The sequence below is a fragment of the Paenibacillus sp. YAE3 genome (assembly GCF_057546105.1).
Window position 1 is genome coordinate 564866 of sequence record NZ_BAAIYF010000001.1, and the last position, 14113, is coordinate 578978.

Here is a 14113-nt window from a genome sequence, read left to right on the forward strand (position 1 = left end):
ATTGACTGATTTAATCAATCAAAAAAGGAGCGATCATTTATGGTAAACAGTGCAGGCATGGAAAAGGCAATCGTCATCGGTGGCGGCATGGCGGGTTTGATGACTGCCCGAGTATTGGCGGATTATTACGCAGAGGTGCTTATCATTGATAAAGATCATTTTCCGGCGCAGCCAACCGACCGGGCCGGCGTACCTCACGGCTTCCATCCTCACCGGTTCACGAATCGCGGCAAAATGATTACGGAAAGCCTGTTCCCAGGCTATGAAGAAGAGTTGACCGCGCTAGGTTCGCCTTCCTCGTTCAGTAAAACGGCGCATATTATGAATCAGTATGGAGTCGTTAGCGGTCCTTATATGCGGAATGATATTAAATTTAGCCGCGCTACGCTTGAATGGGTTATTCGCGGTCGCGTGAGCGCCAATCCGAACGTAAGGTTTCTCCAAGGATACGACGTGCTAGAGCTTATTGCGGCTCCAGACCTCTCGGCCATTACCGGGGTTCGAATCCGGGAAAGGAAAACTGCCGGAACGGAAAGCGTACGGATGGCCGACCTGGTCGTCGATGCCGGCGGCCGAACCTCCCGGCTGCCGCAATGGCTGGAGGGCATGGGATACGAATTGCCAAAGCCCGATTTGATGAAGGCGTCGATCGGGTACAGCACCCGCCGCTATACATTGCCGCCCGCTAAGCGTCACCTGGCCGAAGAATGGGACGTCGTCAACATTATGGGCCAACCGGAGAACAACACTTTTACGGGCGTCTTCTCATTCATCGAAAATCAAGTCGCCGAACTGCTGCTGTACCGTCCCGGGGGGCAGTTTCCTCCTACGGATGCGGAGGCGTTCGAACAAACGGCGGCCGGGCTGCCGTCTCCCCTGATCGCCGAAATCGTCCGGGGCTTGGAGCCTGTCGGCAAGCCACGGGGCTTTCGCGTAGCGGAATTGTACCGCCGCCATTATGAAAAGATTGAGAATTGGCCTGCCGGCCTGCTCGTCCTCGGCGATGCTTACTGCATCTACGATCCGATTTTCGGTCAGGGGATGACGGTCGCGGCCATCGAAGCGGAAATATTGCAATCCTCCTTGCGGGAGCAGCTTGGCGATCCGAAGCCGCAGTTTGAGCAGCGGGTGCTTAAACGGATGCAGCGCGAAGCCATTACGCCTGCCTGGTGGTTGAACTGCGCAGCGGATTTGCAATGGGAAGGCGTCGAATACGAAGCCGGGGCGGAGCCGCTCGAAGGGATTGATTTCTGCCGGAAGGTGATGGATTTACTCCTTAAAGAGGGGACGGCTAACCAGAACTTTCAGCTTTACGGCATGTATTGGGGTATCAACACGTTAGCCGTACCGCTCGGCGAGCTGTTCAATCCGCAAATGATCCGAACGGTGCTCGAAGCATCGGACGAAGGAAAAGCAATACTCGACGAACTATTGGAGCAGCATCGTCTGCCGCTTGAAGAGGTGCTGGATCAGATCGTACCGCAATAAGAGACACCGATAGACGCTTTTAAAAATAAAGCACCTGCCGCCACAAAACGGCGATAGGTGCTTTATTTGCTGATCATCTTCATCAACATTTCGATATTCGGCATACGAAACTGGCGTTCATCCACCGATCCCACCACCGTAACGCCGGTCAGTACCGTTAGGAAACCGGCAATTAATTCCCCCGGGTCCCCCGGTGCAATCGTCCCGTCTCTTTGTCCTTCTTCGAACAAGGGTTTCAAAACTTCGATGTAATCATCCAACGTGTATTGATCCAACAGCCGTTTTGCCTCTTCGGGCACGCCGTCGGACGTTCTCGCCTGATAAATCAATCGAAAGTACGGGGCCCCTTTCTCGTCTATCATTTCTTCAACAAATCTTCTGATTTTATCGTAAGCGGTTCCCGGGAGCGATGTGAAGAACGAAAGGGCTTCCTGCGCACCATCGATGGCGCCTTTGACAAGCGTAACAAAAAGCTCTTCCTTGGATTTAAAATAATGGTACACCAGGCCATGGCTGATGCCTGCTTCCTTCACGATCATGCTCATTTTGGTCCCGACAACGCCCCGTCTGGAAAAAACCCTTAAGGCAGCTGCCAAAATCTGTTCCCGGCGCTCATCCCGAATCTGAATCAGTTGTTCCTCATTTAATGGTGCCACGCCGCACCCGCCCCCTTACAGCTTCATAGGCAATAATTTTAGATTGATCAAGTCAGTCAAGGATAAAAATACAGCATTTTATTATGCTCGTCAACCCGTTTCTACCGTATGTATAGCGAAAGTTGCGGTATCCGTTTCATCCTGCCTTTCCCCCCTGAGCATCGTAAGCGGCCGTAAAGTTCCAGATACGCCTTCATTCCATGCTGATCCGCAACCGTTCTGCTTCGTCATGAAGGCCGATGTCGGTCAGCGCATGCCACAGCCTGTGTTGCAAGTCCGTCATGCCGTTCAGCGCATGCAGCTGCAAATCCCGCACGAGCGCCATCACGGCCGGAGGTTCGGCATCGTCCAGAAAACGGAAAATTTCCTCAGTCTCGAACCTTCCCTCAGGATCGACGTGAAACCGTTTCCCTGAAAACGAGGCATGCTGTCCCGGGGGCCGAAGCACATGCAGCCCGCCTCGAACACGAATCCAGGCATCGCGGTCCCGCTTTGCCTGCAGCTCCCGGACATATCGGTAGGGGTGATCGATCCGCGGAAGATGAAGCCGATCCCGAACCTGCTGCCGAATGTGCTCAGCCCGCTCCTCTTCCTCCTCGCTTGGACGATAAGGCGAATCATCCTGTTCCCCCAAAAACCGGGCATAGTCCTCCTCGGAACGAAAATGATTGTAAAAAAGCCCCGAATCGTTCATGTTCAAGCTCAAAAAATGCTCCAGGTTCTCGGCGACGATGTGAACCGGATGATCAAAACTCATGGGCGAGACGCAAACAACAGGCGCTTCATCCAGCACCGCCGCCGTTCCGAAATCCGTCAACAGCCCGTAATGGATTCCGTCCGCGCCGATGTTTCCGAACACCACGACATCGCATGGCGTGTTAAAGTAACGGAAATTCTCCTCATGCACGAGATAAAAAGACAACCCGTCATACAAATTGCCGCCCTTCGCCTTTAAGCCTTGATCGATTTCGGCCAGAACTTGCAGCGCTTTGGGGACGGCGTATTTTCCGAAATTGCTTTTCAGTCCGTTTTCCATACGCATGTTCTTCCTCCTGTTTTAAAGGGCTGGGTTGCCCGTGGGAAGCCCCTATTCGACTTTCTGCATTAGTCCTCGCTCAGCGGCAAGTAAATATCCACGATCGTCCCTTTCCCCGCTTCGCTGACAATGTCCATCCGTCCATGGTGGGCATCGATAATTTTTTTGACGATCATCATGCCCAGGCCGTTGCCTTCCGATTTGGTGGTATGGAAGGGCTCGCCGATCCGCTGCAGCATCTCTTCACTCATGCCGACGCCGTTGTCGGCGAAACGTATCCGTTGGTATCCCTCGCGGGTTTCAAGAAGTATATGTATTTTCCCAGCGTGAGGCAGAGCCTCGATCGCATTTTTTACGATGTTCATGAATACCTGCTTGATCTGATTTCGGTCGCAGCGGATGGGATGATCGGCGTGAACGACGCAGTCGACCGTGATGCAGTTCAAAGCGGCCTGAATTTCAAACAGGTTGAGCACTTCCTGAAGAACCGGGAAGCAACGATCCTTCCGGAACAGCACCGCTTGAGGTTTGCCCAGAATCAAAAATTCGCTCACGATCATGTTCATCCGCTCCAGCTCCGACATGATCAGGTTATAATGGCGCAGGCAGTTGTCCTTGCCGAGGAGCTGCAGCATGCCTTTGACCGTGGTCAGCGGGTTGCGGATTTCATGGGCGATGCCCACCGCGATCTGACCGGCGAATACAAGTTTTTCGGTATTGCGGAGGATTTCCTCCGTTTTCTTCATTTCGGTGATGTCGCGGATGCTGCCGACCACACGGATGATCGTCCGGTCCGTGTCGTACACCGGAAGCACGTCCAGCATGTAACGGTGTTCGTCGTCCTTTACCGCCAGGCTCAGCTCTACCCCGATGGTTTCCTCATGACGCCTGATCGCTCTTTGAAAATATGGGCTGATCAAATCGATGTTAAATACCGACGTCCCTGCATAATCGGTTTGCCCGTCCAAAAGCAGCATCGAGCGGCAGCGTTCATTCATTTCAAGGATATGGCCCAGATGGTTCGTAATGACGACACCGTAAAAATTCGTATCCAGCAAAAACTGGTTCAGCATTTGCAGCTGGGTGTTTTGCCTTCGCAGCAAAAGCTCGCGCTCCACGGAATCGGCCATCGTGCAGAGAAGCGCGAGTAAATGCGGATGGGCGAACCCGAGTTCCGTCATCAGCGAGATCGTCCCGACAATGCGGCCGTCTTCGCTGCGGAATCCCGTGGAGTAACAAGCCAGCTTGTGCAATATGGTATGGTAATGATCCTGTCCCAGCAGCTGAAACGGCCGGCCATGGGTCAGGCACAGATCAATGGAATTGGTGCCCGCATCTTTGCTGAACCGGACGCCTTCCTCGATCCCTAATTGTTTAACCGTTTTAATAATCGTCTCATCCCCGGCAAACTCCAGCACATATCCCTGATCGTCCGTTACGGTGATCGTGATGGGACTGCCTGAAATGGAAGATAAAAATTTGCCTATGAAAAAATGAATGACTTCGATGTACTCCTTGTACTTTACCAGCTTGGCGGCCAGCTCCGCTGGACTGTATCTCTGATTGAACCTCGGAGGCTCACTCGGATCAAGTCCCGTATGTATGCAATATTGTTTGGACACCTCGATGGCGTGTGCATCATTCAATTGATATAAGGGCTCGCCCATGCAGCACACCTCATTTTGTTATATACTTTACCTAGTGATTGGATCGTTTGGAAGCGGATCATTTATTATAGTAAGAATTATTTGCCCACCCCTATATCATACCATTCAAAATGAATCCTTCACTAGAGGTTTTTTGATGTTGTCATAAGCATGTTATATTTTTGGAAGACGGGCCGGAGTCCGGCTACAAAGGAGGAACGATGCAGCCATTTACAAAGGCCGTGATCGAGCAGATCCAATCCATACCGCCGGGCAAAGTCATGACTTACGGCGGCGTCGCCGCCGCTGCGGGCAGTCCGCGCGCCGCCCGGCAGGTCGTCCGAATATTGCATTCCATGAGCGCCAAATACGATCTTCCGTGGCACAGGGTGGTCAATGCCAAAGGCGAGATCGCCTTGCGCGACGACGAGTCCCGCTTTTTGCAGCAGGCCCTGCTGGAAGACGAAGGGGTCGAAGTCGGGATCGGCGGCCGGATCGATTTGTCTGTATATGGAGTATAAAAGAATGCCTGAAGCGACTTTATGTACGTCATGAAACTATAAAGCTTCAACCTGCCCCTACTGTACCGCAACGCGTTCCAATGAAAAAACCCCGCAAAGCGGGCATGACCATCATGCCATTTCACACTGCTTTACGGGGGACTTGCTGAATTATTTAGCTTAGGGTTCGTCTATAACCGGCTCGACGGGAACCGCAGCTGCATCCGTTTCATAAGGAATGTCTTTGAGCCCGTTCGAAAGCGCGGCCAGCAAACTTCCCGACGCATCTTGGCTGTATTCCCAGAACATCGCCCCTGCGAGTCCGCGGTCGAGAACGTATTTCGCCTTCGCCGCGATAGACTGGGGGTCGTCATAGGAAATAAAGGTGCTGCCGTCAAACAGATAAGGTGCATGGGCAGTCTCATCCCAATAGCGCGTATACCCGGTTTGCGCGTTGTATTTGGCCAAAATGTCCGTATAAGTCGGCGTGTCGGGCGAACCTTTCGCCTGTTGGCCCAGGCCGCCGGAACCGGCGTTTTCGACGTCGGTCCAAACATGCCCGTAAAATGCGGCCGCGATCACAAGCTTATTCGCCGGAATACCGCTGTTCAAATACAGCTGAATGGACGCATCCACGCTAAAATTCCCGCCGTACAGATTCGTATGGTGTTCCGTGGACGGGCTCCAGCCTCCGGCAAAATCGAACGTCATCACGTTGATATTGTCCACGTATTTAGCCACTTCCCCGATCTCGACGCCGTTAAGATAAGATGGGCCCGCCCCGGCGGCGATCGTCAGCTCGTAATACCTTCCGTTTTCGGCACCCAATTGGTTCAGCTTCTCCCGCAGCAGCTTGAGGATCAGCGTGAAATTTTGTTTGTCTTCGGGCCTTGCCTTCATGACGCCGTCCGCGCTTTGGGTCGGATACTCCCAATCCAGGTCGATGCCGTCCAAATCGTAACGTTTGATATAGTCTATTATGCTGGAAGCGAAAATCTCCCGGCTCTCTTCCGTCAGTACGGCGTCCGAAAAACCGTCCGCTCCCCAACCGCCGACCGAGTTCAAAATTTTAAGATGCGGATGTTCCGCTCTCAAACGCTGAAGATAAGCATAGTTCTCCTCGTCGAAAGATCCCGCCATCGGCACGATTTGGTTATCCCGGATATGGGTGAAGGCATAATTGATATGAGTCAGCTTGCCTGCATCGATCGGGTTGGCCTCGGACCAGGCGACCCAGCCCGGCACGTAGGCGATCAGCTTCGGCCCGGCAGGCGGCTGTTCTTTGCTTTTGACTGTAAAATGAACGGTTGTTTTTGCGGTTTTCATACTTTTGCCATGCGCCGCAATCACGGTCAGCGTGTAGCTTCCGGCTTTCGTGATCGGGGTTCCTTTTTCGTAGACGGCTTCATTCAGGAAAGCTGCGCTAGCAGTTCCGGGCGCATCGTTCCAGTCTGCCGCGACGCCCGGATCATACTCCCCGCCTTCCGTAATGGGGCGAATGGCCGGTGCATCCGGAACGGAGGTCGTGTCTTTTTCGTAAGGTTTGCCCTTTAAGCCGTCCGCCAAAGCTGTAAGCAGCACGCCCGTCGTATCCTGGCTGTATTCCCAGAACATCGCTCCTGCCAGTCCGCGGTCCAGCACGTATTTTGCCTTTTCCGCCAAGGATTCCGGATCGTCATAGGACAGGAACGTGCTGCCGTCGAACAGGTAAGGCGCCTTGGCGTTTTCGTCCCAGTACCGGGTAAATCCGGTTTCCCCGTTATAGGCCGCAATCGTTGCGCTGTACGACGGCGTGTCTTCGCTGCCTTTGGCGCTGCGTCCCACCATCGGCCCGTCGCCGGTCACGTCCGTCCACTTGTGGCTGTAAAAAGCGCCGCCAATCACGATCTTATGGGCAGGCACTCCGTTTTTCAGCAAAACGTCGACGGATAAATCCGTGCTGATGTTCGTTCCGTACAGATGCGTATGATGGGCCGTATTTTGCACCCAGCCTCCGGCGAAGTCATACGTCATCACGTTGATGTTGTCGAGCAGCGGAGTGATTTTGCCGATCTCGACGCCGTTCAAATACCCCCAGCCCGCTCCGGCCGCGATGGTCAGCTCGTAATACTTGTTGTTCTCCAGCCCCAGCACGTTCAGCTTCTCGCGGATCAGCTTGAGCACGAGCGTAAAGTTCTCTTTGTCTTCAGGCCTTCCCGTCACGATCCCGCCTGCATCTTGGGTCGGATACTCCCAGTCGAGGTCAATGCCGTCCAGGCCGTATTTTTTGACGTATTCGATGATGCTGTCCGCAAAGGCGTTCCGCGAAGTTTCGGTCATGGCCGCATCCGAAAATCCGTCCGCCCCCCAGCCGCCGACCGAGTTCAAAATTTTGAGGTTCGGGTTTTGGGCTTTCAGGCTTTGCAGGTACGCATAGTTCGCGTCATCGTTTTGGCCTTCGATCGGAATGATTTTATTGTCTTTGATATGCGTAAAAGCATAATTGATGTGCGTCAGCTTGGCGGCGTCCACCGGCTGCGCCGATGACCAATCCTTCCAGCCCGCCACGTAGCCGATCAGCTTAACCTCCGGCTTCATGGTGAAGTCGACCGTCGTGCTTGCTTTTTTGCCGCTGTTCTTGTGGACGGCGGTGACGACCAGCGTGTATTGACCCGCCTCGATAATGCCGGTGCCTTTGACGTAGGCCGCTCCGTTCAGCGTGGCGCTGCTGGTCGTATCCGCGGCGTCGGTCCAGTTCGGAAGCACGCCCGAAGTATAGATCTCGCCATTGGCGACTCCGGTGACGACGGGCGCCTGCGGAACGGTCGAATCGCCGCCGGGGCTGCCCCCGCTTCCGCCGCCGCTGCCCGATCCCCCGCCGGAGCCGCCGGAACTTCCTCCGGAGCTGCCGCCGGGGGTGCTGCTGCCGGGTACACCCGTTTGGATAGATCCGGCCTGCGGACCGTCGACGCTTTGCGGAGCGGTTTGGAAGGAGGAACCTTTAGCCCCTTCGTTAAGGGTTGCTTTTTGGATTTTGCCGGAGCCAAGAACCTTGGCCTTCGCATTCAGCACCAAATGGGCGATGCCCGCATCGCTGCCGAGCTGCAGCGTATTGCCTTGTCCGTCCACGACGACGGAATCCAGCCGGCTTCCCTGGATGACCAGCTCCACTCCCTCTGCCAAAATGACCAATTTCCCTTCCACCTTCACGTTTTTCAGCGTTACGGTGCCGGGGCCGGCTCCCTTTTCGAGGGTAAGGTTCCCGCGGATGACCATATTTTGCAGGGTAATGCCGGAGGCGGATATGGCGGCATCCCCGCCAACCGTTTCGGTTCCCGATGCGGGACCGTAGGTGCCGGCTTTGTTATAGGTTTGCAGCGTCTTAGGCACGCTCACCTGCATACGGCTGATCAGCACCGCCCCTTCGGCCCGGGTCAGCGCCGATTGAGGGCGAATCGTGCCGTCGGGGTATCCGCCAAGCTTGCCCTTCAGAACCAGATAAGCGAGCGCCTGTCGGCTCCAATCGGCAATGTTACCGGCATCCTTGAACGCTTTAAGGACGCCCGGATCGCTGTCCGCTTCGGCCTTCAAAACCTTAAACAGCATCACGGCCGCCTCTTCCCGTGTAACCGGCTGATCCGGGCGGACGGAACCGTCGGCGTAACCGGAGACATAGCCCGCCTCCAAAGCTTTTGCGGCTTCCGCATACTGCCACTGCCCGGGTTTCAAATCGGGGAAGGAGGCCGCTTTCTCGGCCGTCAAATGAAAATACCGGTTGATCATGGCCATCAGCTCGATTCGGGTCAGCGCCCGATCCGGCTTCATGGAGCCGTCGGGATACCCTTTAAGCAGGCCTTGATCCTGCCATCCGGCAAGAAGCTGTTCCGCCCAATGGCCCTTGACGTCGGACGAGGCGGCTGCAGCCCGTCCCGCAAAAGCGAATGAAGATACGATGACGGCTGCGCAGACGAAGCAAATAAACCACTTCCATTCCATCCTGTTATGAAGCGCTTTCATAATACACCCCTATCTATCCTTTTTTGGCCACGCGCCCTTTCTCCCCTCCTTCGTCAAACGCATATTCCACCTCCTTCGGCTTCGGAACGGGGGGCGTATGGCATGAGTATTAAACCCGGCCGTTGGACCGGACTTAATCGCAAACGGTATGTTCCCTATCGGGCCGGCCCGACGGGAAAGCTGCAGCAAGCAAAAAGTTTTGAGATTTTTCGTTGAAGTCACTTCGGCAATGGTGATTGCCCGTTAGGAAATATGCAAAGCCGCCATAAAGATTTGTCAAGGAAAAACGGGATCGGCCGTCTTATGGCAGGCGGCGCAGCATTACGCGGCGTATAAGCTGTTCTCCGGGGAAGTTCTGCGGATCGCGAATGAAGATCGTTGCAGCCTCATCATACCACCCCGGTTCCAGCGCGAAAATCGGTTTCGGGATAAGTATCTTATTTCGTTGATTTGTATCTTCCTCATGCCGCAACCCCCGGCCTGTGCGGCCGAGGGTTGTCGGAAAAGGAACTAAGGCATGGAAACGAGGAATGGCTTCACCGTGCCCGCGAAGTTGTAATTGCTCGTTTTATCCCAGTTGATCGACCACGTCATGGCGCCGCGGATGTCGGGGTATTTTGCGACGGGTTTGTAGCTTCCGCAGCCCGTGCCGGTCGCCAGACAGTTAAGCGCATTGTTGACGACGGACGGGGATACATAGCCGCCGCCCGCGGCAGCCGGAACGGCGGGCACCCCGATGCCGAGCTGCGACGGGGCCACCCACTGGAGGGACAGATCGGAGAGCGCCGTCAGGAAATCGACCGTGCCCTGGGAATAACATTTGCCGTCCCGGCCTAGCATGCAGCCCGAATTGTAATACTGAACGTTAATGACGGTCGTGATGTCCTTCAAGTTGTTATACAGCTGCATATAAGTCGTATTCGGGCTCTGCATATCGATCGTCTGCGGGGCCATCGTCAAAATAAAACCGGAGCCGAACCGCTGCTGCAGCTGCTTGACGGCCGTGGTCAGGTTGGCCACGTTCATGCCGTTCTCCAAATCGATATCGATCCCGTCAAGGCCGTACGTCGTGATGATGTTGGACATGCTGTCGACGAAGTTGGCGATGTTCGGCGATGCGCTGCCGAGATTGACGTTTCCTTTTTCCCCGCCGATGGAGATGATGACCTTTTTGCCTTTCGCGTGTTTCGCCTGGATGTCGTTGATCAGGTCGGCCTTGGTATATCCGCCGAGGGCGTTCGACAGCGAAGAATCGACGTTAAACGTAACGCCCCCGGGCTTGGAAGGGTCCATATCGGCAAAAGCCAGCACGATGATATCGTATTGGTCCGGCACGTCGCTCAGCTTCAAATTGGAAGATCCGTTGATGAAATTATGCCAATAACCGGTAAGCACATGCTTCGGAAGCTGACCGCCTCCGCCTCCTCCGCCGCCGCTGCCGCTTTGCGTCGTTGCCGTCACCGCGGCGCTTTGCGGGGATACGTTGCCGGCGGCGTCTTTGGCGGCAACCCGGAACGTATAAGCCGTGCTTGCCGACAAGCCGGTAACCGTCGCCGTCGTGCCTGCAACCGTCATGACCTTCGACGTGCCCTGATAAACATCGTAGCCCGTGACGCCGACATTATCGGTCGAGGCCGTCCAGGATAGGGACACGCTTGAGGATGTCGTGCCCGTGACGGCAAGGTTCGTCGGCATCGTCGGCGCCTGGGTATCCGTCGTGCCGCCTCCCCCGCCTCCAGCGACAAGCTGCCACAGCGCCGGCACGTTCGGCGGTTCCCAGCCGACCAAGGAAGTATGCGGCTGGATAGCTTTGTACGTGCTTCCGCTATACGTCACCGTATCATTAACCGCATAAGCGACATTGGGCGCCCAAGCCCCGCGGTCGGCCGCTGCGGCGATGGACGGCGCCAATCCGACGACGAGCACCATCATCAGCAGCAGCGGCAAAAATTTGCGAATCAGCTTGCTTTTCGGGGAACATGCATTTCTCATCGATACGCCTCCTTCATTTGTTTAACTTCTGCTTCTCATGCTTCCGGTCGAACCGTCCTGAATTTGCTCCGGCCACCTCCTTTTCCTTAAACTCCTGGCTTTATGTCAAAGGGATGTAAGTAACCATGTCGGCACGGCAAAACCACGGAAAAACCCGGCCTGACCTGCATAAACGAAGGAAGAAACGCCGATTCCGTTTGCGGGCTGGAATGTAAATCCGTTAAAAAGTCGGGAAAACCAAGCTTGTCTCTCCTACATGTTAGCGTTTTCAATTGTGGTGGAGAGATCGGAAACGTTGCTGTAGATTCAAACGTTGCTGAGATTCAGTAGAAGAACGTTGGGAGAGCATTGCTGCAAGCAGAAAAATGTCACATCGGGAGCAAAAAAACGGTATGATCGAGCTCAAGGGCTCGTGAGGATTTTTAATGTCGTAGGTAAAAATTGGCATAATCATCATACCATTCCGTTCCGAAGTTGAAAATCGGTATCCGGAATATGTATCTGATTTCGTTGAATTGTATCATAATCATCTGCAGCTTGGCGTTCGCTTCGTTCATGCAGCCGATTGCTGCGGTCCGGCGGCGAATGGCGCGGGGCATCCCTGCGAAACGCAAAAAGGCTCCTCCCCTCTTGGGGCGGGAAGCCTCTTGTTCAAACTTACAGCTGCAGGGACTGCACAAACCGCCAAACGAACATGCCCCCGAAATACATCAACGCCAGGCCGGCGCCAATCGAAACCCGCTTCATCCACTTCCCGTCGATCAGCCTCCGCGCATGCGTCACAAGCAGCATCAAAACCACGTCATGGATCGCAATGCCGCAAATGACGCCCGCGGCCATGGTCCAGAAATGGGCTTGCCCCGTGCTTCCCAGCCTGTCGGCCAGCAGCGTGCCGAATACGCTCAGCCAGAACACGATGTTCCCCGGCGATACGGCGACCATAAAACCGTTCCCGTAGGAAGATAACCAGGTTTTGTCAGGGGCCGCTCCTTCTCCGCCGGCATGAAAAGCCGATGCTTCCTTGATGCTGCCGTATCCGACAACAAACAAAAAGACCGCCCCGACGATCCACATCGCTTGCTGAATGACCGGAGTCGTCAAAAACGCCGATGCGCCGCAATAAAGGAGGATCATCAAAAGCACATCCACCGTCATCCCGCCGAGTCCCACGCTCCAGCCATGGAAAAAGCCCTTTTTTAATCCTTGCCGAATCATCTCGATCGTGATGGGTCCAACCGGAATCGCTACCGACAGGCCCAACATGACGCTACTCCACCACAGCAGTTCCATGCACCCCTCGTTCATTGTTCAAGTATAGACCTACCATACCCGACAATTGTCATTTCAAAAAGGGATAGTTTATACTTTTCAAAAATGACAGATGAGGTGCAACGTTGCATGCAAGAGCTGATTTTCCACATCGACCCCGACAGCCCGGTTCCCCGGTACGTCCAGGTATATCGGCATTTGAAAAACGAAATCATGCAGGGCCGGCTGCTTCCCGACGCCCGGCTGCCTTCCATCCGGAATCTGGCCGCTTCGCTAAACCTGAGCCGCAACACGACGCAGCTTGCTTACGAGCAGCTCCTTGCCGAAGGTTATGTCCGCAGCGAAAACAAAAAGGGCTATTACGTGGAGCCGCTGCCGCTAAGCCAAGCCCTGCCGCCCGACTTTCGACAAGTCCGCTCGCAGACGGAGGAGGAAGCTCCGGCGGATTGGATCGATTTTCGCCTCGGGGCCGTGGATCCGGAACATTTCCCCATCGAAAAATGGCGGCTCCTGTCCAACCGCGCGTTAAAAGATTCCTCCATCTACACTTACGGGGACCGTCAGGGGGATCTTCTGCTCAGGCAATCCATTGCAGCCTATCTGTTTCAATCCCGCGGCGTCCGGGCGACCCCCGAGCAAATCATCGTCGGCAGCAGCACGCAGCAGCTGATGTATTTGCTGGGCGCGATTTTGGGCGGAACCTTTGATTCCGTCGGCTTCGAAGAGCCGGGGTACGCGGGAGCGAAAGACGTGTTTCGCGAGCTGTCTTACCGGATCGAGTCCGTCCCCGTCGGCCCGAACGGCGTGCATCTCGAAAGTCTCCGTCAGGTCGGGAGCAGGCTGTTGTACGTCACGCCTTCGCACCAGTTTCCGCTGGGGATGATTATGCCGATCCAACATCGGCTGGCGCTCCTGAATTGGGCCGAGGAGAAAGACGGCTATCTGATCGAAGACGATTATGACAGCGAATTTCGCTATAAACAAAAGCCGATTCCGGCCATGTTCAGCTTGAACGACAACGAGCGGGTGATTTACGTGGGAACCTTCTCCAAAGCGCTGCTGCCGTCGGTTCGGATCGGGTACCTGATTTTGCCGAACGCGCTTTTGCCGCATTATGAGAAAAAAAAGCTGCTGTTCGAGCCTTGCGCTTCGGGCATCCACCAGCGGACGCTGCATTATTTTATGGAGGAAGGTCATTTCGGAGCCCACATCAAAAAAATGCGCAGCATCTACAAAAGCAAGATGGCGAAGATCAGGGAAGCCGTGCGGAATTACGCTCCCCCTTTCGTCCAAGTCAACGACACGACCATGGGGCTGCATGTCATTCTGACGATCCAAACGGACCTAACGGAAGACGAGCTCATCAAAAAAGCGGCCGACCGCCGCTTGAAAGTGTACAAAGCCTCCATGTTCTATGAAACGCCCAAAAACGATGGCCGCGTTCAGCTCCTGCTGGGTTTCGCCGGCTTAACGGAAAAGGAAATCGAACGGGGGCTGCAAACGCTGCTGCGGGAAGTGCTGTAAACGCGG

At 54.9% G+C, this 14113-nt stretch carries 9 protein-coding genes; 3 read left to right on the forward strand and 6 right to left on the reverse strand.

Annotated features, from left to right (window positions below; genetic code table 11):
• Window positions 1-39: 39 nt before the first annotated feature.
• Window positions 40-1488 (forward strand): NAD(P)/FAD-dependent oxidoreductase, encoded by a 1449-nt coding sequence (locus AC27KL_RS02470; protein ID WP_487168688.1) that lies wholly within the window; start codon window positions 40-42, stop codon window positions 1486-1488.
• A 62-nt stretch (window positions 1489-1550) separates the two neighbouring features.
• Here AC27KL_RS02470 and AC27KL_RS02475 read toward each other — a convergent pair whose 3' ends face one another.
• From AC27KL_RS02475 to AC27KL_RS02485, 3 genes are all read right to left on the reverse strand, one after another.
• Window positions 1551-2144, reverse strand: coding sequence for a TetR/AcrR family transcriptional regulator (locus AC27KL_RS02475; protein ID WP_487168689.1), 594 nt, complete (start codon window positions 2142-2144; stop codon window positions 1551-1553).
• Window positions 2145-2337: 193 nt separating this feature from the next.
• A complete protein-coding gene (locus AC27KL_RS02480; RefSeq protein ID WP_487168690.1) occupies window positions 2338-3186 on the reverse strand; it encodes a hypothetical protein in 849 nt (282 codons plus the stop codon).
• 62 nt (window positions 3187-3248) lie between these two features.
• The gene (locus AC27KL_RS02485) at window positions 3249-4847 is read right to left on the reverse strand and encodes an ATP-binding protein (protein WP_487168691.1); all 1599 of its coding nucleotides are present in this window, start codon (window positions 4845-4847) and stop codon (window positions 3249-3251) included.
• Window positions 4848-5047: 200 nt separating this feature from the next.
• Here AC27KL_RS02485 and AC27KL_RS02490 point away from each other — a divergent pair, with 200 nt between their 5' ends.
• Window positions 5048-5347, forward strand: coding sequence for an MGMT family protein (locus AC27KL_RS02490; protein ID WP_487168692.1), 300 nt, complete (start codon window positions 5048-5050; stop codon window positions 5345-5347).
• Between the two features lie 159 nt (window positions 5348-5506).
• Here the strand turns inward: AC27KL_RS02490 and AC27KL_RS02495 are convergent, their stop codons facing one another.
• The 3 genes from AC27KL_RS02495 to AC27KL_RS02505 all read right to left on the reverse strand — a co-directional run bounded on the left by AC27KL_RS02495 (window position 5507) and on the right by AC27KL_RS02505 (window position 12604).
• Window positions 5507-9322 carry a glycosyl hydrolase family 18 protein gene (locus AC27KL_RS02495; RefSeq protein ID WP_487168693.1) on the reverse strand — a complete coding sequence of 1272 codons (3816 nt, stop codon included), beginning with the start codon at window positions 9320-9322 and terminating at the stop codon, window positions 5507-5509.
• A gap of 510 nt (window positions 9323-9832) precedes the next feature.
• A complete protein-coding gene (locus AC27KL_RS02500) occupies window positions 9833-11314 on the reverse strand; it encodes a chitinase (protein ID WP_487168694.1) in 1482 nt (493 codons plus the stop codon).
• Window positions 11315-11971: 657 nt separating this feature from the next.
• A complete protein-coding gene (locus AC27KL_RS02505; protein ID WP_339323014.1) occupies window positions 11972-12604 on the reverse strand; it encodes a LysE family translocator in 633 nt (210 codons plus the stop codon).
• Window positions 12605-12712: 108 nt separating this feature from the next.
• Between AC27KL_RS02505 and pdxR the strand changes: the two genes are divergently transcribed.
• Window positions 12713-14107 carry a MocR-like pyridoxine biosynthesis transcription factor PdxR gene (gene pdxR / locus AC27KL_RS02510; RefSeq protein WP_487168695.1) on the forward strand — a complete coding sequence of 465 codons (1395 nt, stop codon included), beginning with the start codon at window positions 12713-12715 and terminating at the stop codon, window positions 14105-14107.
• The last annotated feature ends 6 nt before the right edge of the window (window positions 14108-14113 follow it).